20 protein-coding genes are annotated in these 23,513 nt (G+C 38.4%); 19 read left to right on the top strand and 1 reads right to left on the bottom strand.

Annotated features, from left to right (window positions below):
- Window positions 1–100: 100 nt before the first annotated feature.
- The 14 genes from C9J35_RS01550 (at window position 101) to pyrE (ending at window position 15,786) form a co-directional block, all read left to right on the top strand.
- Window positions 101–1,231, top strand: a complete 1,131-nt coding sequence (locus C9J35_RS01550; RefSeq protein WP_107923144.1) for an FIST signal transduction protein — start codon at window positions 101–103, stop codon at window positions 1,229–1,231.
- 16 nt (window positions 1,232–1,247) lie between these two features.
- Window positions 1,248–2,240, top strand: a complete 993-nt coding sequence (locus C9J35_RS01545) for a methyl-accepting chemotaxis protein (protein ID WP_107923143.1) — start codon at window positions 1,248–1,250, stop codon at window positions 2,238–2,240.
- Window positions 2,241–2,408: 168 nt separating this feature from the next.
- Window positions 2,409–2,888: a signal peptidase II gene (lspA, locus tag C9J35_RS01540; protein ID WP_010858355.1), complete on the top strand. Its 480-nt coding sequence runs from the start codon at window positions 2,409–2,411 to the stop codon at window positions 2,886–2,888.
- Window positions 2,885–3,796, top strand: coding sequence for an RluA family pseudouridine synthase (locus C9J35_RS01535; RefSeq protein WP_107923142.1), 912 nt, complete (start codon window positions 2,885–2,887; stop codon window positions 3,794–3,796). Before lspA ends, C9J35_RS01535 begins: the two co-directional genes overlap by 4 nt.
- A 328-nt stretch (window positions 3,797–4,124) precedes the next feature.
- The gene (pyrR, locus tag C9J35_RS01530) at window positions 4,125–4,667 is read left to right on the top strand and encodes a bifunctional pyr operon transcriptional regulator/uracil phosphoribosyltransferase PyrR (RefSeq protein WP_420798406.1); all 543 of its coding nucleotides are present in this window, start codon (window positions 4,125–4,127) and stop codon (window positions 4,665–4,667) included.
- Window positions 4,668–4,687: 20 nt separating this feature from the next.
- Entirely contained in the window at window positions 4,688–5,977 is a 1,290-nt protein-coding gene (locus C9J35_RS01525; protein ID WP_054767111.1) for a solute carrier family 23 protein, read from the top strand.
- 339 nt (window positions 5,978–6,316) lie between these two features.
- On the top strand, window positions 6,317–7,195 hold the full coding sequence (locus C9J35_RS01520) for an aspartate carbamoyltransferase catalytic subunit (RefSeq protein ID WP_107923140.1): 879 nt from the start codon (window positions 6,317–6,319) through the stop codon (window positions 7,193–7,195).
- A 1-nt stretch (window position 7,196) separates the two neighbouring features.
- Window positions 7,197–8,474 (top strand): dihydroorotase, encoded by a 1,278-nt coding sequence (pyrC, locus tag C9J35_RS01515; protein WP_107923139.1) that lies wholly within the window; start codon window positions 7,197–7,199, stop codon window positions 8,472–8,474.
- On the top strand, window positions 8,474–9,574 hold the full coding sequence (locus C9J35_RS01510; RefSeq protein ID WP_107923138.1) for a carbamoyl phosphate synthase small subunit: 1,101 nt from the start codon (window positions 8,474–8,476) through the stop codon (window positions 9,572–9,574). The genes pyrC and C9J35_RS01510 overlap by 1 nt, the downstream gene beginning before the upstream one ends.
- Entirely contained in the window at window positions 9,567–12,764 is a 3,198-nt protein-coding gene (carB, locus tag C9J35_RS01505) for a carbamoyl-phosphate synthase large subunit (RefSeq protein WP_107923137.1), read from the top strand. Before C9J35_RS01510 ends, carB begins: the two co-directional genes overlap by 8 nt.
- Before the next feature lies 1 nt (window position 12,765).
- On the top strand, window positions 12,766–13,539 hold the full coding sequence (locus tag C9J35_RS01500) for a dihydroorotate dehydrogenase electron transfer subunit (RefSeq protein ID WP_054767112.1): 774 nt from the start codon (window positions 12,766–12,768) through the stop codon (window positions 13,537–13,539).
- Window positions 13,536–14,447, top strand: coding sequence for a dihydroorotate dehydrogenase (locus tag C9J35_RS01495; protein ID WP_107923136.1), 912 nt, complete (start codon window positions 13,536–13,538; stop codon window positions 14,445–14,447). The genes C9J35_RS01500 and C9J35_RS01495 overlap by 4 nt, the downstream gene beginning before the upstream one ends.
- A complete protein-coding gene (gene pyrF / locus C9J35_RS01490) occupies window positions 14,447–15,151 on the top strand; it encodes an orotidine-5'-phosphate decarboxylase (RefSeq protein ID WP_107923135.1) in 705 nt (234 codons plus the stop codon). Before C9J35_RS01495 ends, pyrF begins: the two co-directional genes overlap by 1 nt.
- Window positions 15,152–15,153: 2 nt before the next feature.
- Window positions 15,154–15,786 (top strand): orotate phosphoribosyltransferase, encoded by a 633-nt coding sequence (pyrE, locus tag C9J35_RS01485; protein WP_054767113.1) that lies wholly within the window; start codon window positions 15,154–15,156, stop codon window positions 15,784–15,786.
- A gap of 186 nt (window positions 15,787–15,972) precedes the next feature.
- Here the strand turns inward: pyrE and C9J35_RS01480 are convergent, their stop codons facing one another.
- On the bottom strand, window positions 15,973–16,761 hold the full coding sequence (locus C9J35_RS01480) for an MBL fold metallo-hydrolase (RefSeq protein WP_107923134.1): 789 nt from the start codon (window positions 16,759–16,761) through the stop codon (window positions 15,973–15,975).
- Window positions 16,762–17,670: 909 nt separating this feature from the next.
- Between C9J35_RS01480 and C9J35_RS01475 the strand changes: the two genes are divergently transcribed.
- From C9J35_RS01475 to C9J35_RS01455, 5 genes are read left to right on the top strand one after another with little or no spacing between them, the layout of a single operon-like run.
- Window positions 17,671–18,684, top strand: coding sequence for an ABC transporter ATP-binding protein (locus tag C9J35_RS01475; RefSeq protein WP_054767114.1), 1,014 nt, complete (start codon window positions 17,671–17,673; stop codon window positions 18,682–18,684).
- The gene (locus C9J35_RS01470) at window positions 18,681–19,628 is read left to right on the top strand and encodes an ATP-binding cassette domain-containing protein (RefSeq protein ID WP_107923133.1); all 948 of its coding nucleotides are present in this window, start codon (window positions 18,681–18,683) and stop codon (window positions 19,626–19,628) included. Before C9J35_RS01475 ends, C9J35_RS01470 begins: the two co-directional genes overlap by 4 nt.
- Before the next feature lies 1 nt (window position 19,629).
- The gene (opp4B, locus tag C9J35_RS01465; RefSeq protein ID WP_054767211.1) at window positions 19,630–20,592 is read left to right on the top strand and encodes an oligopeptide ABC transporter permease; all 963 of its coding nucleotides are present in this window, start codon (window positions 19,630–19,632) and stop codon (window positions 20,590–20,592) included.
- A 35-nt stretch (window positions 20,593–20,627) separates the two neighbouring features.
- On the top strand, window positions 20,628–21,530 hold the full coding sequence (locus tag C9J35_RS01460) for an ABC transporter permease (protein WP_107923132.1): 903 nt from the start codon (window positions 20,628–20,630) through the stop codon (window positions 21,528–21,530).
- A gap of 15 nt (window positions 21,531–21,545) precedes the next feature.
- Window positions 21,546–23,354, top strand: coding sequence for an oligopeptide ABC transporter substrate-binding protein (locus tag C9J35_RS01455; RefSeq protein ID WP_107923131.1), 1,809 nt, complete (start codon window positions 21,546–21,548; stop codon window positions 23,352–23,354).
- Window positions 23,355–23,513 lie beyond the last annotated feature (159 nt).

Genomic DNA, 23,513 nt, shown 5'->3' with positions numbered 1-23,513 from the left:
ATTTCTATCACTTGTCAAAGGATAGAGATAGCTTTTTATTTATTATAGTAGTATTATTTTATGTAATATTTACAAATTATGCTAGAAGGAGACATGTCCTATGTCAGATATACTTTCAGCTTTATCTACAACACGAGATACTGCACAGGCATTTAGAGAAGTCAGTGCACAATTACATAAAGAGCCTTCACTCGTTTTGTTTTTTACGAGTACAATCCATTCCTTTGAACAATTAACTTCCTATTTCAACGAAAAGTATTCGAATTGTGATGTGGTGGGTGTCACTACGACTGGTGAAATTGGTCCACAAGGATTTTCACAACATAGTTTAAGTGCACAAAGTTACAGCAAGGATTTTGGACAAGTACAAGCTGTGCTGATGAACAATATTGAAAAGTACCCAATTTTTGATCGTACTAAGGTGTTACAAAGTGCAAAAAAATTAGGCATTCGTCTAGAGAGTCCACAAATTGACAAGGAGGGGCTGGCTTTTATTTTTCCAACGGGCTTAGTTGCAGGGGAAGAAAAAATGCTGTCAATTGTGAATTCCATTTTTCATCATGATGGTTTTCCGATTTTTGGTGGGACAGCAGGCGATGATGAAAAATTTGAAAAAACCATCGTAAGCTTAAACGGTCAACAAACTGGTAAAGGAGGAGTCGTTGTTTTTATCAAACCATACCTCGAATTCTATATCCAAAAAGAGAATATTTTTAAAAGTACAGGTATCGAATTGAAAATTACAAAGGCTGATCCAGAAAAACGTATCGTCTATGAAATTAATAATGAGTCTGCGGCAAGAGTTTATGCAAGAGCATTAGGCGTGAGTGAACAACAATTGCCTCGTTATTTTATGAAAAATCCACTTGGACGTTGCTTTAATGAAGAATTATTAATTGCTTCTCCATTCCGAGTTGAATCCAATGGAGCTATTGCGTTTTATTGTCAAGTGTACCAAGATGCTGTTGTGGAATTGTTAGAACCTAGGGATCCAGTTGAAACCTTACAAACGACATTAGCTACATTTACTAGCAAATTTAATCGACTTGAAGGTGTACTTGCATGTAATTGTATTTTGCGAAAATTACAGTTTCAAGAGGAGCGGTTATTTCCAGCGCTTAATAGTGAATTAAGCCAACTACCGAACCTCGCAGGATTTAGTAGCTACGGTGAACAGTTAAATAAATCATTAATCAACCAAACCTTATTATTGATTGGTTTTGGAAAATGATGACGGGAGAAAGAAGATGCTAAAACAATTTTTCATACGTCCTAAAGACGAACATCATGAAGAAGCGCTTAGACTAGAAATTAATGGCTTAAAAAAAGAAGAGCGCGATATGATTTTAAACGGTATGTTTGATTTAATTGGATTATTGAGTACAGCCAACGAAAAAAATGCAAAAGCTGATAGTTTATTTATCGAACAGATAACAGGTATTAAGAAATCACTTGCAATACAACAGCAAGCATTAAATGATTCCCGCAAAGGTGCTGAGAGAATAGTCAGCGAGACAGAGCATGTCCATGAAATCACAAAAGATGTAGAAGGTCAGGGCAAGGAGAACATCCGTCTAGTGGCAGAAGGCAATAACAATATGACGAAGCTTTTTGGACAAATGGAAAAAGTAATGGCTGTGTTCAATCGGTTAGAACAGTCATTGAAAGATGTTCAAATAGAAACAAATAATATTATGGCATTTACGAAAATGATTAGTGATATCGCTGATCAAACGAACCTTCTTGCATTAAATGCATCGATTGAAGCTGCACGTGCGGGTGAACATGGTAAAGGTTTTGCGGTTGTGGCACAAGAAGTGCGGAAATTGGCTGAGCAAAGTAAAGATGCTTTGGTACATATTCGGACAAAAGTGACTGATATCGTGGGACGAATGGAGCTACTATCTACGACAATGCAGCATGAGGCGCAAGTTGTTAGCGAAACACAAAATATGGCGAACTATACAATGACCTTTTTTGAGAAAATCGAGCAATCAGAAAAATTGTTATTTACCAATATGTCTGCCATTCAGCAGGCAACGAATCAAACGATGTCAGAAGTGACTGCTTTTCAAATACAGCTTCTGGCAATTATGGAAGCAACGCAGATTTCCATTGAAGAAATTAATGAATTATATGCCTTCTCGCAGGATAAATTTTACAATGCGAATGACATTACCTCCTATATAGCGCAGCTCTATTATTTAGCAGAGGCAGTGCGTCAACAAAGGCTATCGTGAAACAGAAGGGCGTAGCTGACCTAGACCCGAGCGATGCTTGAGACTCCCCGAGCGTTGCTGACCTTGCTCCTATTGTTTTTTCAACAATATTTTCATGATATATTAGTTATTCCTATATAGGCTCTTATGGTAGAATAGGTAAGATGTTGAGCGAACGGAGGAATGGCTGTGTATAAATATTATGGATTGGCCGCTTTTGTGATTCTTTTAGATCAATGGACAAAATGGCTAATTGTGAAAAATATGGAGTATGGTGAGCGTATTTCTGTGTGGGACCCTTGGTTTGGTATTCTATCTCATCGAAATAGAGGGGCAGCATGGGGCATGTTAGAAGGACAAATGTGGTTGTTTACGATTGTGACAGTGGGCGTTATTATTGCCATCATTTACTTTTATCACAAAGAAGCTAAGGGAAAACCGATTTTCCAAGTGGGCTTAATGCTATTGCTGGGGGGAGCTATAGGTAACTTTATCGACCGTTTATTTAGAGGTGAAGTAGTCGATTTTGTTGATGTATTAATCCCAGTGATGAATTATGATTTCCCTATCTTTAATATTGCAGATGCGGCATTAACAGTTGCTGTAGTTGTCCTAATGATTGGTTTAATCATCGAAGATAAAAAAGAAAAGAAACAGGTGAAACAATGACGCAAGTAACATATACAATTGAAGAACAGCAACAGGGAGAGCGCATTGATAAGGCGCTTTCAACTGTGCAAACAGAATGGTCACGTACACAAATTGGCAATTGGGTTTCAGAAGGTATTGTCAAAGTAAATGGTGAGATAGTAAAAGCGAAGTACAAAGTAAAAGCAGGCGATATTGTCGAAATTACTGTGCCAGAGGCAGAGCCTTTAGATGTAATAGCTGAAAACTTAGACCTTGATATCGTCTATGAGGATGCGGATGTACTTGTTGTCAACAAGCCGAAGGGGATGGTCGTTCATCCGGCACCAGGTCATTTGACAGGCACACTCGTAAATGGATTGATGTATCATTGCAAAGATTTATCGGGCATTAATGGTGTAATGCGTCCAGGCATTGTGCATCGAATCGATAAGGACACATCGGGTTTATTAATGGTTGCAAAAAATGATACGGCACACGAATCATTAGTTGATCAGCTGGTGAAAAAAACCGTAACTCGTAAATATACGGCCCTTGTACATGGGCATATCGCACACGATAAAGGGACGATCGATGCTCCAATCGGACGTGACCAAAAAGACAGACAGAAACAAGCGGTTGTGGATAATGGCAAACATGCAGTGACACATTTCCAAGTAACTGAACGATTTGGTGATTACACGCTTGTAGAATGTCGCCTAGAGACAGGGCGAACACATCAAATTCGTGTGCATATGAAATATATAGGGTACCCCCTTGTTGGAGATCCAAAATATGGACCGAAAAAGACCATTGATTTTGGTGGACAAGTATTGCATGCGGGTATACTAGGATTTGATCATCCTACGTCTGGTGAGTATATGGAGTATGAAGCACCACTTCCTGCTGATTATGTGCAATTATTAGCTGAATTAAGAAATAACCATTGACGGATATTTAAAGAAGGTCTATACTAACGAAAGTGAATGAAAACTTAACTAAATATTCACCTTTAAGAACAGTCCAGAGAGGCTGAGAAGGTACATGTGATAGTGTTGCAAAAATTTGTGCTGCAAATTTTTCAACATGCTATTTGAACACGTATATAACCCTCTCAGGCTATTCGCCTCGAGAGGTTTTTTAATTCCATGCAACAAACGCGAAACCCTGATTTGTTAACTAATGATAATCGGCAGGATGAAAAAGAATTCCTGACAATGTAAGTTTCGTTAATGGACACATGGCCAACAATACATAAGAAGAGGGGAGGAAACAATAGTGACAAAAAATGAGTTATTAGACGGCCCATCTATGACAAGAGCATTAACACGCATTGCACATGAAATAATTGAACGTAATAAAGGTATTGATGAATGTATTTTGGTGGGCATTAAAACGCGTGGAGCTTTTCTAGCAAGACGCTTAGCAGAACGTATTGAAAAAATTGAAGGTAAAGCTATCCGTACAGGGGAGCTAGATATAACTTTATACCGTGATGATTTATCGACAAAGCATGAGAACGAACAGGCACATGTTGAACAGGTAGATATTGAATACGTTGTAGCAAATCAAAAAATTATTTTAGTCGATGATGTCTTATATACAGGACGTACAGTACGCGCTGCACTCGATGCAGTAATGGATTTAGGACGACCTGCACAAATTCAACTAGCAGTACTGATCGATAGAGGACACCGAGAACTACCGATTCGAGCAGACTATGTTGGAAAAAATGTACCAACTTCAGGTACTGAACGTATCGTAGTGCATTTACAAGAGGTAGATGGAGAAGATTGCGTCACAATTTATAAAGAAGATTAACTATAAAGTGAGGAAACCATATGTCAAAGGCAGTATTAGATATTAATGATAAACCAACCCCCATACAATTGGTGACATTAAGTTTCCAGCATATGTTTGCCATGTTTGGGTCAACGATCTTAGTACCTCAACTTGTAGGACTTAGCCCAGCAATTGCGCTTTTAACAAGTGGGATTGCAACACTTATATTCTTATTAGTCACGCAGTTTAAAGTACCAGCTTACTTAGGTTCATCATTCGCCTTTATTTCACCGATTTTAATTGCTGCTAATGGTTTAACTGAAGATGGTGCAAGTGTAAGTCCAGGAAACGCGATGATAGGCGCAATGGCGGTCGGCTTAGTGTACGGTATAGTATCTTTATTAATATGGAGAACAGGGTATAAGTGGTTAATGCGCTTACTGCCTCCGATTGTAGTAGCACCAGTTATAATCGTAATTGGTTTAGGATTGTCGGGTACAGCAGTAAATATGGCGATGAACGTGGACGGGGAATATAATTTCCTTCACTTCACAGCAGCGCTTGTAACATTATTTGCAGCCATTATTTTCACAGTATATTTCAAGAATATTTTAAGTGCGATGCCAATCCTGATGGGACTTATTGTGGGATATATTTATTCAGTCATCATCGGAATTATTGATTTCACACCAGTAAAAGAAGCAACATTTTTCGCTTTACCGGACTTCTTAATTCCTGGCGTGGATTATGAATTCAATATTACAGCTAAAATTTTACTTGCAATGGTACCGATTGTTATCGTGACAATTTCTGAACATATTGGGCACCAGTTAGTTTTAGGGAAAGTCGTTAACCGCAATTATATAAAAGATCCTGGTCTTCATCGCTCAATTTTAGGGGATGGTTTAGGAACGTTAGTAAGTTCCTTTATCGGTGGGCCACCAAAAACAACATACGGCGAAAATATTGGTGTGTTAGCAATCACTCGTGTTTACTCCGTGTATGTTATCATGGGAGCAGCAGTCATTGCGATTGTCGTATCATTCTTCGGGAAAGCAATGGCATTAATTTCGACAATACCGACAGCAGTTCTTGGTGGGATTTCAATCTTATTGTTTGGTATTATCGCTTCAAGTGGTCTACGCATGCTTGTTGAAAACAACGTAGACTTTGGTAATAATCGTAACATGGTTATTGCATCTGTGATCTTAGTAGTCGGAATAGGCGGCGCGGCGCTTAAATTTACTGATTCCTTCGCCATTGAAGGTATGGCATTAGCCGCAATTATAGGTGTCATTTTAAACCTAGCATTACCGGGACGAGATAAAGAAGTTGCGAACTATGATTAATTAAATAAGCAGTACCTTTTAATGAATTGTCCAGAGAGGCAAAAAAGGGGAAGATGTGGACAAGGTAAAAGTTTGAATGCGTTCTAACTTTAACTTGTCACGCCTCCTTATGCCTCGTTGATGACATCAGCGGGGCTTTTATATTATTCATCTTGCTGAATAATTTTTACGCAAAAACGTAGGGACCCAAGTAAATTAAAAAAGTCATTAATTATGCAAAGAAGATTTATGATGTGGGTTCAAATACGCCGAGGCAAATTGGAAGGTTATTCAGCGAGTAGGATAATGAAGAACGTCCTACATAGGCGTTCATGACACACAACCTTACGGAGGTACATGATGAAGGACTTATTATCGATGGAATATTTAACAACTGAAGAAATTAACAACATCCTAAATCGTGCGCATGCTTTTGAAAATGGAGAAGCATCATCGTTATCTCGCACCTACAACGTAGCAAACTTATTTTTTGAACCAAGTACGCGTACGAAAACGAGCTTTGAAATGGCAGAGCGCAAAGTTGGCTGTACAGTTATTCCGTTTGATGCTAGCTTTTCCAGCGTAACAAAGGGAGAAACAATGTATGATACAGTAAAGACATTGGAAATGATTGGTATGGATGCAGTGGTCATTCGAGCAAAAGAGGATGAGTATTACAATGAACTGCTTGAAGGCATTAACGTTGCGATTATTAACGCAGGCGATGGCGCAGGCCAACATCCCTCGCAATCACTACTTGACCTTTACACAATAAAAAAAGAGTTTGGATCTTTTGAAGGGTTGAATATTACGATTGCTGGTGATATCTCACATAGCCGCGTTGCAAAATCAAATGCTACTGCATTACGGCGTTTAGGAGCAAATGTTCACTTCCTATGTCCAGAAGAATGGACAGGTAGCTTTGAAGCCCACCACTCTTGGGATGATTTAATCGAAATAAGTGATGTCATTATGTTACTTCGTGTACAACATGAGCGTCATAAGGTTAACAAAAGCTTTTCAAAAGAAGAATATCATGAAAAGTATGGTTTAACGATTGAACGTGAAAAACAAATGAAAGATAGAGCGATTATTATGCATCCAGCACCAGTTAACCGCGATGTAGAAATAGTGTCAGAGCTAGTAGAGTGCAAGCGTTCTCGAATTTTTGATCAAGTGCGCAACGGTGTATTCACTCGAATGGCAATTGTTGAAACCATTTTAAAGGAGAGAGAATAATATGGCAAAAGTACTTCGAAATGTACAAATGTTAAACGAACAGGGCGAACTTGAAACAGTAAATATCGCCATGGCTGATGGGCAAATTACTGCAATAGGACAAAATGTAAATGTAGACGGCGCAACAATCATCGAGGGACATGGATTGGTTGTAGCACCAGGATTTGTCGATGTTCACACACATTTGCGAGAGCCAGGTTTTGAACATAAGGAAACAATTGCAACAGGCTCGGCTTCAGCAGCAAAGGGCGGTTTCACAACAATCTGTGCCATGCCAAATACGAAGCCTGTACCTGATTCAGTTGAAAATATGCAACTAATTAACGGCTTAATTAAGGAAAGCGCAATAATTCGCGTATTACCATATGGTTCCTTAACAAAGGATATTTCAGGTGAAGTTCGTACTAGCATTGAGGAGTTAAAAGCTCAAGGCGCTGTAGCATTTTCCGATGATGGTGTAGGCATCCAACTAGCTTCGACAATGTATGAACAAATGAAAGAGGCTGCAAAGCACGATATGGTCGTAGTGGCACACTGTGAAGATAACTCACTGATTTACGACGGCGTTATGCATGAAGGCAAACGCAATGTTGAACTAGGTTTACCAGGAATTCCGTCGATTTGTGAATCTGTACAAATTGCACGTGACGTTCTCCTTGCAGAAGCAGCAGATGCACGTTATCACGTCTGTCATGTATCAACGAAGGAATCTGTGCGCGCAGTACGTGATGCAAAAGCAGCGGGTATACGCGTAACAGCAGAAGTTTGTCCGCATCACTTATTACTTGAAGAAATGGACATCCCATCAGATGATGCAAACTGGAAAATGAACCCACCATTACGTGGACTAGATGACAAAGACTCCCTACATGCAGCGTTACTAGATGGCACGATTGACTGCATCGCAACAGATCATGCACCACATACAGTAGAAGAAAAATGCTGCGGCATGGTGGGTGCACCATTTGGTATTGTAGGTTTTGAAACAGCTTTCCCACTGCTCTACACACAATTTGTAGAAACGGGTAAGTGGACATTAAAGCAATTGATCGATTGGATGACTGTCAAGGCAGCACAAATTTTTGACTTACCATATGGCACATTAGAAGTGGGTGCTTCTGCAGACATGATTTTAATTGATTTAACGAAAGAACAAACAATTGATGCAGAAGGTTTTGTATCAAAAGGCCGTAATACACCATTCAATGGCTGGGCGGCTAAGGGTTGGCCGGTTGTAACAATTTTTGAAGGTAATATCGTATACCAGGAGGCAGAGTAATGAAAAAACGTTTACTTATTTTAGAAGATGGCACAGTATTCACAGGTACAGCGTTCGGTAGTGAGCGCGCTTCACAAGGAGAGGTTGTGTTCACGACAGGCATGACAGGTTATCAGGAAACAATTTCAGATCCTTCGTTCTACGGACAAATTGTAACGTTAACATACCCATTAATCGGTAACTACGGTATTAACCGTGATGATTTCGAATCGATTACACCAGCAATTCGCGGCTTCGTTGTACGTGAGTTAGCAAAAATACCCTCAAACTTCCGATGTGATTTAACTGTAGACGAGTACTTAACATCAAAGGATATTCCTGGGATTGAAGGCATCGACACACGTAAATTAACACGTATTATTCGTAACAAAGGTTCAGTAAAAGCTATTTTGACTGCGGCGGACGAAGAAGTAAATGTTGAGGAAATTGTAGCAAAGCTTCAAACTACACCAGCGATTACACATCATGTTCGTGAAGTAACACCAAAAGCTGCTTATCCATCACCAGGTCGTGGCAAGCGAGTTGTGTTAATCGACTATGGAATGAAGCACGGTATTCTGCGTGAGTTAAATAAACGCGACTGTGACGTACTTGTTGTACCTTACAATACACCAGCAGAAGAAATTTTAGCATGGCATCCAGATGGCATTATGCTGTCAAACGGCCCTGGTAACCCAGAGGATGTTGAAGAAGGCATCGAAACAGTGCGCAATTTAATCGGAAAAGTGCCAATGTTCGGTATTTGCCTAGGTCACCAAATCTTCTCATTAGCAAGTGGTGCGAAGTCATTCAAATTACCATTCGGTCACCGCGGAGGTAACCATCCAGTAAAAGATTTACGTACAGGACGTACAGATTTAACATCGCAAAATCACGGCTATGCAGTCGACATCGATTCTTTAAAAGACACAGATTTAGAATTAACACATATCGCATTAAATGATGGTACTTGTGAAGGGGTTCGCCATAAGAAATACCCAATCTTCACAGTGCAATATCACCCAGAAGCATCACCAGGTCCAGAAGATTCAAATCACTTATTTGATGAATTTATCGAAATGATGGAAGTAGAAGCAGGGAAGGGGAAACAACATGCCTAAACGTACAGATATAGAAACTATTTTAGTAATCGGGTCAGGCCCAATCGTAATCGGACAAGCAGCAGAATTTGACTACGCAGGAACACAAGCTTGTCTGTCATTAAAAGAAGAAGGCTACCGTGTTATTTTAATTAACTCAAATCCTGCGACAATCATGACAGATACTGAAATTGCAGACAAAGTATACATCGAGCCAATTACACTTGAATTCGTATCACGTATTTTACGTAAAGAACGTCCAGATGCAATCCTGCCAACGCTAGGTGGTCAAACAGGTCTAAACATGGCCATCGAGTTAGACGAATCGGGTATTTTAAACGAATTGAACATCGAAATTTTAGGAACAAAATTAGATGCCATTCATAAAGCAGAAGACCGTGATTTATTCCGTAACTTAATGTATGAACTTGGTGCTCCAGTACCTGAGTCAGACATTATCCATAACATGACAGAAGCAAAAGCATTAGTAGCGCGCATTGGCTACCCAGTAATCGTACGTCCGGCATTTACACTTGGCGGTACAGGCGGCGGTATTTGCTACAATGACCAAGACCTAGAAGAAATCGTAACATCAGGATTGAAATATTCTCCAGTAACACAATGTTTACTGGAAAAATCAATCGCTGGCTATAAAGAGATTGAATATGAAGTAATGCGTGATGCTGCGGATAATGCCATCGTCGTATGTAACATGGAAAACGTTGACCCAGTGGGTATTCATACAGGTGACTCTATCGTAGTGGCACCGACACAAACATTATCAGACCGTGAAAACCAAATGCTACGTAATATTTCACTAGATATTATTCGTGCATTGAAAATCGAAGGTGGTTGTAACGTACAGTTAGCTCTTGATCCATATAGCTTTAATTACTATGTAATTGAAGTAAACCCACGTGTATCACGATCTTCGGCATTAGCGTCAAAAGCAACAGGTTACCCAATCGCCAAACTTGCGGCAAAAATTGCTGTTGGCCTAACATTAGATGAAATTAAAAACCCTGTAACAGGTTCGACTTATGCTTGTTTTGAACCAGCACTTGATTACATCGTAGCGAAAATTCCACGCTGGCCATTCGATAAATTTGAATCAGCAAAACGTAATCTAGGTACGCAAATGAAAGCAACTGGCGAAGTAATGGCACTAGGCCGTACATTTGAGGAAGCGATGCTGAAAGCAGTTCGTTCTCTTGAAACAGGTCAAGTACATTTAGAGCTGAAACACGCAGAAGACAATTCGGATTCTTGGATTGAAAAACGTATCCGTAAAGCAGGTGATGAGCGTTTATTCTTCATTGGAGAAGCACTTCGTCGTGGTGTGACAATCGAGCAAATTCATGAATGGTCTGCCATTGACTTATTCTTCTTAAATAAATTCAAGAACATCGTAGATATGGAGCAAATACTTGCTGACCATAAAAACGATAAAGAGGTATTACGCACAGCAAAACGTCTTGGCTTTGCGGACAAAAAAGTCGCGGAACTTTGGGATACAAATGAAGCAACTATTTACGCTTATCGTAAAGAAAATGGCATAATTCCTGTCTACAAAATGGTTGATACATGTGCAGCAGAATTCGAATCGGAAACACCATACTTCTACGGCACATACGAAGAAGAAAATGAATCTATCAAATCTGATAAGCCATCAGTAATCGTTCTTGGTTCAGGTCCAATCCGTATTGGGCAAGGGGTAGAGTTCGACTATGCAACAGTACACTCTGTATGGGCAATTCAGGAAGCTGGTTACGAAGCTATTATTATCAATTCAAACCCAGAAACCGTATCAACGGACTTCTCGATTTCAGATAAGTTATACTTCGAGCCATTAACAATCGAAGACGTAATGCACATCATTGATCTTGAGCAACCAATTGGGGTTGTAGTGCAGTTCGGTGGTCAAACAGCAATTAATCTTGCTGACAAGTTAGAAGAAAACGGTGTGAAAATTTTAGGTACAACTTTACAAGACATCGATCGTGCTGAAAACCGTGATAAGTTCGAGCAAGCATTACATGAAATTGGCATTCCACAGCCGCTTGGTAAAACAGCTACTTCAGCTGAGGAAGCGCTTGTGATTGGCAAGGAAATTGGCTTCCCAGTACTTGTTCGTCCTTCTTATGTACTTGGTGGACGTGCAATGGAAATTGTTTATAACGAAGAAGAACTTCAACACTATATGGAAAATGCAGTAGAAGCATCTCCAGATCATCCTGTACTTGTAGACCGTTATTTAACAGGGAATGAAATCGAAGTTGATGCAATTTGCGACGGTGAAAATGTGTTAATTCCGGGGATTATGGAGCATATCGAACGTGCAGGGGTTCACTCGGGTGACTCGATTTCTGTCTATCCACCACAAAAATTAACACAGGCACAAAAAGATACATTAGTGGATTATACAACACGTCTAGCTAAAGGTCTGGGCATTGTAGGTTTAATGAATATACAATATGTCATTTCACAAGGGGAAGTGTTCGTAATCGAGGTTAACCCACGTTCATCTCGTACAGTCCCATTCTTAAGTAAAATTACAAATATTCCAATGGCCAATATTGCCACTAAAGCGATTCTTGGTAAATCCATCGTGGAACAAGGCTACCCAACAGGCTTAGCGGCTGAGCAAAAAGGTGTATTTGTGAAAGTACCAGTATTCTCATTCGCAAAATTACGCCGCGTTGACATTACATTAGGCCCTGAAATGAAATCAACAGGGGAAGTAATGGGCAAAGATGCAACATTAGAAAAAGCTCTTTATAAAGGCTTAGTTGCTGCTGGTATGGAGATTCGTACAGAAGGCACCGTATTATTCACAGTGTCCGACAAAGATAAAGATGAAGCAATTGCACTGGCAAAACGTTTCTCAACAGTAGGTTACCGCATCGTGGCAACAGAAGGTACAGCACTAAGCTTTGAAGCAGCTGGTGTGCGTACGGATGTAGTTGGTAAAATCGGTGCAAAAGGACAAACTTTACTAGATTTAATTCAAAATGGTGAAGCACAGTTAGTCGTAAACACATTAACAAAAGGTAAGCAACCTGCCCGTGATGGCTTTCGTATCCGTCGTGAGTCTGTAGAAAACGGCGTACCTTGCTTAACTTCACTCGATACAGCAGAAGCAATGCTGCGTGTTATCGAATCGATGACATTCACAGCAGAACAAATGCCAAAAGCGGAGGTAGTACACTAATATGATTCGTCAAGAGAAAATGACGGTCGTCTCTCAAAAGCAAATTGCGACAAACATTTTCGAATTGACCCTTCATGGAGAACTGGTGCAGGATATGACTCCTGGCCAGTTTGTCCATGTAAAGGTGTCTGATTCATTGGAGCCGCTTTTACGTCGACCAATCAGTATTGCTAACATAGACAAAGACAGCAGTGAATTTACAATGATTTATCGTGCGGAAGGTCGCGGCACTAAAGTTTTAGCGACAAACCGTGAAGGACAGCTAGTAAATGTACTTGGACCGATTGGAAATGGCTTCCCTGTAGATGCAGTGAAAGAAGGTGGCACGGCACTGTTAGTTGGTGGTGGTATCGGTGTACCTCCATTACATGAGCTGTCAAAACAACTAAATGCGCGCGGTGTCAAAACAATTCATGTGTTAGGTTTCCAAACGGAGGATGTTTGTTTCTATGAGGAGGAATTCACAGCACTAGGTGAAACACACTATGTGACAGTGGATGGCTCGAAAGGTACAAAAGGCTTTGTCACAACTGTGTTAGAGTCACGCGCACCTGAATTTGATGTATTTTATTCTTGTGGTCCGCTACCTATGTTAAAAGCACTAGAAGGTTTCTACCCTGAAAAAGAAGGCTATTTATCATTTGAAGAGCGTATGGGCTGCGGTATTGGTGCTTGCTTCGCATGTGTATGTAAAACAACAAATCAAATTGAAAAAGACTATGTCAAAGTATGTTCTGACGGTCCAGTTTTCCCGAAAGGTACGGTGGCATTATGAGTCGTTTAAATATCCAGTTACCAGGCTTAGATTTAAAAAATCCAATTATGCCAGCGTCAGGGTGCTTCGGCTTCGGGCGTGAATATGCTCAACTTTATGATTTATCAAAGCTCGGCGCTATTATGATTAAAGCAACAACAGTAGAAACGCGCCCAGGTAATCCCACACCGCGTGTAGCGGAAACAGCAGCAGGTATGCTTAATGCAATTGGCTTACAAAACCCAGGTATTGATAAAGTAATGAATGAAGAATTAAAATTTTTAGAGGGCTATGATGTACCTATTATTGCGAATGTAGCTGGTACTGAAACCGCAGATTATGTGGAAGTGGCACGCCGTATTTCAGCTGCGCCAAATGTCAAAGCGCTTGAGCTTAATATTTCCTGCCCAAATGTGAAATGTGGAGGTATTCAATTCGGGACCGATCCGCAAACAGCACGTGAGCTTGTGGCTGCGGTGAAGGCCGTATCTGAAGTACCTGTCTACGTAAAATTATCGCCCAACGTTACGAATATTGTAGATATTGCGAAGGCAGTTGAAGCAGGCGGTGCAGATGGTATTACAATGATTAACACACTAATTGGTATGAGACTACATGAACGAACAGGAAAGCCTGTAATTGCAAATGGTACTGGCGGTTTATCAGGTCCAGCAGTGAAGCCAGTTGCTATTCGTATGGTTTATGAAGTATATAAAGCAGTCAATATTCCAATCATTGGCATGGGTGGCGTAAGCGAAGCACAGGATGTCATTGATTTTATGTCAGCAGGAGCAGCGGCAGTTGCAGTTGGGACAGCTAACTTTGTAGATCATTTCGTATGCCCGAACATTATTGAGGAATTACCAGCAAAACTTGACGCATTGGGTGTAGAGCATATTTCAGATATTATCGGAAGGAGCCACCGTTAATGAATAACAAACCAATACTTGCACTTGATTTTCCAGGGGAAGCAGAAGTTTTCAAGTTTTTAAAACATTTTAATGAGCCACTTTTCGTGAAAATTGGCATGGAATTATATATGCAGGAAGGTCCAGATATTGTGCGAAAAGTGAAGGCATTAGGACATGATATTTTCTTGGATTTAAAGCTCCATGATATTCCAAACACAGTTGGCTCTGCGATGAAGGGTTTAGCGAAACTAGGTGTAGATTTAGTAAATGTCCATGCTGCAGGTGGGCGTCCCATGATGGAAGCTGCCATTGAAGGTCTTGAAGCGGGTACACCAGTAGGACGTGAACGCGCGGCATTAATTGCAGTGACACAACTTACATCGACAACTGAAGAGCAAATGCAGACAGAGCAAAAAATTGCTTTATCACTACAGGAATCCGTATTACACTATGCAAGATTGACGCAACAAGCTGGTTTAAATGGCGTTGTCTGCTCGGTGCATGAAGCAAAAGCGATTGCAGAAACTTGTGGTGAAAATTTCTTACGTGTTACACCTGGTATTCGTTTAGCAGGTGGTGATGCCCATGATCAAAAACGCATCGCTACACCATATGGTGCAAAACATGATGGATCATCATTAATCGTAGTCGGTCGTGCCGTAACAGGGGCACAAGATCCAGTGGCAGCATATAAAATCGTAAGCGAATTATGGGAGGCATAAATATGACAACATTACAAAACGAAATCGCACACGCCATGTTGAAGGTAGGCGCGGTCGAATTAAATCCAACAGAGTTATTCACATGGGCATCAGGCATTAAATCACCGATTTACTGTGATACACGTCTTACAATCTCTGATCCTGTCATCCGTAAGCAGTTAGCAAATGGTCTTGCATCGCTAATTAAAGAAAATTTTGCAGGAACAGAAGTTGTAGCGGGCACAGCAACAGCTGGTATCCCACATGCAGCATGGGTAAGTGATATTTTAGACTTGCCAATGGTCTACGTGCGCTCTAAAGCAAAGGAGCATGGTCGTGGCAACCAAATCGAAGGTAAATACGCTACAGGTCAAAAAGTTATAGTTGTCGAAGATATTGTTTCGACAGGTGGTTCCTCGATTACAGCAGTTGAAGCTTTACGTGCAGCAGGTTGTGAAGTATTAGGCGTTGTTTGTGTCTACACTTACAATCTACCACGTGCTGAGCAAGCCTTTGATGAAGCAGGGATTCAATATGTATCATTAACAAACTTCGATTATTTAATTGAAGCAGCAAACGAATCAGGCGCTATTAAAGAAGAAGATATTCCATTCTTAAAAGACTGGCACGCGAAATTAAAAGCAGGGGAACTATAAACCTGAAACCTGATTCTCTATTTAAGAATAAAAATATCAGATAGTTTTGGATGGAGAAATAAATTACAGCAAATAAGTGAATAAAAATTGCTTAATAAAGCGTGGTACGAAAACAGTTGTTTTTGTACCACGCTTTTGTAGTTATGAACGAATCGTCCTCGCTTCAACACAGTTTAAAAATTTTCATTAAAACTGTACACTGAATCCTTTAAATTTATGAATTCCTGTCCCAAATTTAACAAGGTCGTTCTTTCTTAATGTTTCAACTGCATTTTTTACTTCTATTAAAATGGCAGAATCAAGTCCCAATGTATTATGTGAGCCAAATACGCGATTTATATTCGGAATATTCGATATTTTTTCTAAGGAATTAACTAAATCAACTGGATTAGTTGTTGGAAAAAAAGCATAAATAGGTGTTTTATCGTAAAGTAAATCACCAGTAAATAAATAGCCATTTTTTCTATCCCAAATAGAAATATGCCCTGGCGAGTGTCCGGGCGTATGAAAGATCGTTAATTTTCTGTCTCCAATATCAATCATATCCCCATCCTGTAAGATACCTGTGGGGTGTCCTTGAAATGGTAGATATGTTTCCGGGTTAAATGTTTCAGGAGTTGGTAGTGTAATATCGCGACTTATATCTTTTCTTATTTGCGCAATAGATAATTTTTTTATACCATTTCTCAGCCAATCTACTTCTTCTTGGTGCACATAAATATTTTCAAACTCCCCATGACTACCAATATGATCCCAATGAACATGTGTCGTTAGGACGATTATAGGCAATGATGTTAATTGATTGCTAATCCTTTTTATATTATCAATGCCTAATCCAGTATCAATTAAAACTGACTTCTCTTCTCCAATTAACAAAAATGAATGGACTTTTTCCCAATGCCCATATTCACTTATTGCAAATGTATTTTTGTCAATTTCTTTTACAGTAAACCAAGTATCTATAATATTGACCACATTTTTCACTCCCTTTTATTGGGTATATTTTGATTCTACCTCAGTGAGAACCTTTTAATCAAAATGATAGCCCCCTTATTTTGAATTATTATAGATTAATACAAATATAAGTAGGGAAGAGATTTTAATTTTCCATGCTCTAATTTCTTATTTCATAAATAAATTAAAGAAATTCAATTTCAATTATTAAAACCTTCATAAGTTATTGAAGAAATTATATATATGTAGCCATTACATATTTTTATAGAAATTTTTGGAATAAATATTGTGCAAACGCATAAAATAAATGAGAGGAGAAGTATGTATGATTAATTAATAAGTAAAAATTTTCATAGAGTAGAAAAATATGATTTGAATTAGTAACACATTAATTGAGTAAATTATATATTAATAACAATTGCTTGCAAATCGAACTATTAGTAAATATAGAAATATTAGTTTTTACACTTTTAAATACACAAAATAATGATGGGTATAGTAAGAAGGTAACTAATTGTACTGAAAATTTTAGTTATTTACTTTGTATTTTATTATTTTGAAATAACAAAATATTATCATTTTAGAAAAGTGATAAAAATGAAGATAAAAAATTAACAGCATTTTAATATAAAATTAGAAATTCTTTTTAAATAGATGTATGGTAGGATTTTATTTTTTATTGTAATAATTTGAAAAATATACTTGATTTAATGCATTATTTCTAGATAAAATAAAACTACAATTAATTGTCAGATAATTCTTTCAGTAATTAAATGGCTGTTTTTACATTAAGAGCAATGAAGAGATTATTAATTTGTTAACAAATACAATAAAGGAGGTTAATAATTTTTTTTGTTAATATAATTCTAAAATAAGATTAGGACTACACGTAATTATTTTTCAGAATATTGAAATAGGGGGAGAGGTTGTTTGAATACAGCGAAGGACTTATTAACAATTAGAAATTTAACTACGAGTTTTCGTATTAAAGACGAATATCACGCTGCTGTAGAAGAAGTCTCGCTGTCGCTTCGAAAAAATGAAGTTTTAGCAATTGTTGGTGAATCTGGATGTGGTAAAAGTACATTAGCAACGACGATTGTAGGTTTGCACAATGAAATCAATACAAAAGTTACGGGAGAAATTCTTTATAATAATCAAAATTTAACACAATTAAGTGAAGAACAGTTTAATCGTTTACGTGGTAATGATATCGGATTCATTTTCCAAGATCCTCTCTCGGCTTTAAACCCATTAATGCGTATTGGTGAACAAATTGCTGAAGGTCTTCTTTATCACACAAAGCTAACAAAACAACAACGTGAAGAGCGTGTATTAGAGCTTCTAAATCAAGTGGGCATTTCTAATCCGAATCGAGTAGCAAGACAATTTCCACATCAATTGTCCGGCGGGATGCGACAGCGAGTCATGATTGCTATTGCATTATCTGGTAAGCCGTCGATCATTATTGCAGATGAACCGACGACAGCTCTAGACGTGACGATACAAGCTCAAATATTAGACTTATTAAAATCGTTACAGTCCGAAACTGAAGCAGGTATTATCTTAATTACCCACGATTTGGGTGTGGTAGCAGAAGTGGCAGACCGAGTAGCTGTGATGTATGCAGGACAAGTAATTGAAGAAGCGCCTGTCCAAGAGTTGTTTAGAAATGCTAAACATCCTTATACACGTTCGCTTTTAAATTCTATTCCGCAAACGCATGATGAAAATGACAAGCTAGAGGTTATTCATGGTATGGTACCATCACTCATGAATTTGCCGCGTGAAGGGTGTCGATTTTCAGCTCGTATTCCATGGATTAATGAATCTTTACATGAAAAAAAACCACAATTACATGAAATTGCACCAGGACATTTTGTAAGATGTACCTGCTGGAAACACTTTCATTTCGAAGGTGAAGAAGGAGGCGGGACTGTATGAGTTTTATGCAAATTAAAGATTTGAACGTACATTATCCAATACGTGGGGGTTTTTTTAATACAATTACCGATAAAGTATATGCAGTTGATGGTGTTACGATGGAATTTGAAAAAGGAAAAACATATGGATTAGTGGGTGAATCGGGCTCTGGTAAGTCTACAACTGGTAAGGCAATTATCGGTTTAGAAAAAGTAACATCGGGTCAAATCATCTATGAAGGAGACAACGTAACGAATCAGCGCCGAAAACGTAATTCAGCGTATAACCGAGATATCCAAATGATTTTCCAAGATTCTCATTCAAGCATGAATCCTAGAAAGCGGGTACTTGATATATTAGCCGAGCCAATTCGAAACTTTATGAAGCTTAGCGACCAGGAGGAGCGCAAGCGGATTAAAGAACTATTAGCGATTGTTGGTATGTCAGAGGACGTACTTTTAAAATATCCTCATGAATTTTCTGGAGGTCAAAAGCAGCGACTTGGTATTGCGCGTGCTGTTGCATGTAATCCCAAAATGATTATTGCTGATGAGCCTGTATCAGCACTCGATTTGTCAGTACAAGCACAGGTACTTAATTTTATGAAAGATATTCAAAGTGAATTTGGACTTAGCTATTTATTCATTTCGCATGATTTAGGCGTTGTTAAACATATGTGTGATCACATATCTATTATGTATAAGGGACGCTTTGTCGAAACGGGTACTAGAAATGATATTTACGTGAACCCACAGCATATTTATACAAATCGCTTATTGTCAGCTATTCCGAATATTGAACCTGAGACTCGCATGGAGCGAAAAATACAACGCCAAGATGTCGAAGTGAAGTATCATGAAGAACAACATAAATATTATGATGAGCACGGGAAAGTATACCCCTTAAAATCTATCTCAGAAACACATAGAGTAGCAATGTCTGAGATTGAACAGGAGGGTTTATAGTATGTGGAAAACAATTTTAAGACGTGTGTTGATGATGATTCCACAAATGTTTGTGTTAAGTCTCTTTATTTTTATTTTGGCGAAGCAAATGCCAGGAGATCCGTTTACAGGTCTGATTACACCTGAGACAGATCCTTCAAGAATTGAGGAATTACGTATACAAGCTGGTTTCTATGACCCTTGGTATGTTCAATACTACCATTGGATCACGAATGCGCTACAAGGTGATTTTGGACAGAGCTATACATATAAAATTGCGGTGTCCACATTGATTGGTGAACGTGGCTTAAATACTTTTTGGCTATCTCTACTCAGTGCAATCCTTGTATATTTGATTGCAATTCCACTAGGGATGCTGGCTGGACGCTACCAAGAATCATTTTTAGATAAATCCATTATACTATACAGTTTTATCAGCTATGCCATTCCTACATTCGTTTTATCACTAATTTTCTTATTCATTTTTGGTTATCGACTCATGTGGTTCCCAACCAGTGGGACCGTCGATGTAGGACTTGAACCAGGCACAACAGCATATTATTGGAATAAGATATATCACTTGCTATTACCGGCTATAACGTATGCTATCTTAGGTACAACAAGCATTATTCAATATTTGCGTTCCGAAATTATTGATTCAAAAACTCAGGATTATGTGAAAACAGCGCGTAGCAAAGGAATTCCTATGCGTAAAGTATACACTCGACATATTTTCCGTAACTCGTTGCTACCCATTGCAGCATTTTTAGGGTTTACAATAACCGGATTGTTGGGCGGGGCTATCTTCATTGAAACCATTTTCGGTTTCCCGGGCATGGGTAATTTGTTTGTCAGCTCAGTAATGAGTCGAGATTATAGCGTTATTACTGCGCTAGTTATGCTTTTTGGCTTCTTAACATTATTAGGTAGTCTACTGTCTGATATTATTATGAGCATTGTTGATCCACGTATCCGCATAGACTAACTACTAAAATAATGTGTAAGGAGAGGTGAATTCAAATGGAACAACAAAACAAAGAAGCAGTCAAATTTGAAAGCTCTCCTCCAACGGGAATTCAAGTCGTTTTACGAGAGTTTAAAAAAGATAAACTAGCAATGTTTTCATTTATAGGAATAACACTTCTGATAATAGCCCTTCTAATTGCAGCAATGATTCTCAATCAAGAAGAGGTTTTGAAAATTAAGCTGTTAGAGCGTTACACTGAACCTGGTGTAAATGGATATATACTAGGGGCAGACGAAGCAGGCCGTGATATGTTTGGACAGTTAATTATTGGAGCAAAGAATTCCATTTTAATCGCTATTTCGATTACTGTAATTGCTGGTATTGCGGGCATAGCGCTAGGTATTATCATGGGATATTATGGAGGTTTTATTGATAATCTATTTATGCGTATTATTGATTTCTTCATGACATTGCCAACATTGATGATCATCATTGTAGTGGTCACAATTATTCCTAAATATGGCGTTATTGAGTTGATTTTGATTATTACGATATTTCAATGGATGGGTACTGCACGCTTAGTACGGAGTAAAGCACTTTCAGAAGGGCGGCGTGATTATGTCAGTGCATCAAAAACGATGGGAACAAGTGATTTTTCCATAATGTTTAAAGGGATTTTGCCTAATTTAAGCTCTATTTTAATTGTAGATCTGACCCTTAGCTTTGCAGGGAACGTTGGTATTGAAACAGGGCTTTCTTTTTTAGGGTTCGGATTACCCCCTTCAACGCCAAGTTTAGGAACATTGGTAAACTATGCAAGAAATCCGTTAGTACTATCAGAAAAATGGTGGGTATGGTTACCTGCATCTCTATTGATTTTAATATTGATGCTTGGTATAAATTACGTCGGTCAAGCACTTCGTCGTGCAGCTGACGCAAAACAAAGATTAGGATAAAAGGGAGGAATTACTATGAAAAAGAATTGGTTAATGCTGTCCGTTATTTTTGCAGTGATGCTTGTATTAACAGCTTGCAATAGTGCTGAAAAAAATACTGCACAAACGGATGATGGCAACAAAGATAAACCAGCTCAAACAGATGATAACAATGTGGATACGAACTCAATACCGATGGAGATAACAAATGAAGGGGATGTTATTAAGGGGGGAACGTTACAGGTAGCTCTTGTTACGGATTCACCTTTCCAAGGGATCTTTAACTGGGAATTATATGAGGATGCCTATGATTCCGAAATAATGAAATATGCTTCAAATGTTCTTTATGAGCTTGATGGCGACTTTTTAGTGAAAGATACAGGCATTGCAAAACTAGAAGTCGATGCAGAAAATAATAAAGCAAAAATAACAATTCAAGGAGATGTTAAGTGGTCCGATGGTACGCCATTAACTACTGATGACTTAATTTATCCATATGAAATTATTGGTCATCCAGATTATGAGGGTGTACGATATGATGATGATTTCAAAAATATTGTTGGTGCAGAAGAATATCATGATGGCAAAGCAGACACTATTTCAGGTATTAAAAAATTAGATGAAAAATCGATTGAAATTACGTTCAAGAAAGTATCACCAGCAATCTACTCACTTGGTGATGGTTTGTGGGGCTATGCAGAACCAAAGCATCAGCTAGAGTCTATTCCTATGAAAGAATTAATTTCTTCAGATGCAGTACGTAAAAACCCTGTTACACTAGGTGCATTCAAAATTGATAAAATTGTTAATGGTGAGTCGATACAACTTGTGGCAAATGAACATTATTTCAAAGGGAAGCCTAAGATTGATAAAGTAGTTATTGAAGTTGTGCCTTCAACATCAATCGGTGAAGCTTTAAAAACTGGAAAATATGATATCGCGACATCGTTCCCAACAAATCAATATGATGGTTTGAAAAATCTTTCTAATGTAGCGATTTTAGGTCGACCTGAATTAGCATACTCTTATGTTGGATTTAAATTGGGGAAATATGATAAAGCAAATCGTATAAATATTTTTGATGAGAAATCAAAAATGAATGATATTAATTTACGCCAAGCAATGGCTTATGCGATGGATATTGAATCGGTTACAGAGAAATTCTATCAAGGTCTACGAGTACGAGCAAATTCATTGATTCCACCAGTATTTGCATCATACTATGATGAAACTTTAAAAGGCTATAACTATGATGCTGAAAAAGCGAAACAATTACTAGATAAAGCAGGATACAAAGATGCAGATGGTGATGGTATTCGTGAAGATAAAAATGGCGAAAAATTTACAATTCGTCTTGCGAGTATGGCGGGTTCAGATACGGATGAAGCAATTGTAGAGTACTATCGTCAAAACTGGAAAGATGTTGGTTTAGATGTTCAATTAACGACAGGAAGATTAATTGAATTTAATAGTTTCTACGATAAAGTACAGGCTGATGATCCTGAAATCGATATGTATATGGCGGCTTGGGGAACTGGAACAAACCCATCTCCAGCAGGGTTATATAGTGAAGGTGCAGAATTTAACTTTAGCCGTTTTGTTTCGCCTGAATTATCAGAAATGTTAAAAGATATTGATTCTGACAAAGCAATGAAGCCAGAATATCGTGCAGAAGCATTTAGTAAATGGCAAAATTATATGGCTGAACAGGCAATGGTATTCCCAACATTCTTCCGTACGGAAATCATTCCAGTAAACAAACGTGTGAAAAACTACAATGTTGATTATGCAAATGAAACAGAGCTGCAAAATATCGAACTAACAGCAGATGCTCCATTAAAATAAGCTGACGCTAGTAAAGCAGTCTTTCTTCAGTGGAGAAAGACTGTTTTTTCTTAAAGCACTAGAGCCTCCAATGTTAAAACTTAGGAGGCTCTAATTATCGATTTTTATGTAAAAAATGTATATATATATAAAATTATACTAACAATATTGCAAGTTCGA

It is taken from the genome of Lysinibacillus parviboronicapiens, assembly GCF_003049575.1.
GTDB lineage: Bacteria > Bacillota > Bacilli > Bacillales_A > Planococcaceae > Lysinibacillus > Lysinibacillus parviboronicapiens.
The sequence above is the reverse complement of the archived record's forward strand: the minus strand, read 5'-3'. Positions and strand labels throughout refer to the sequence as shown.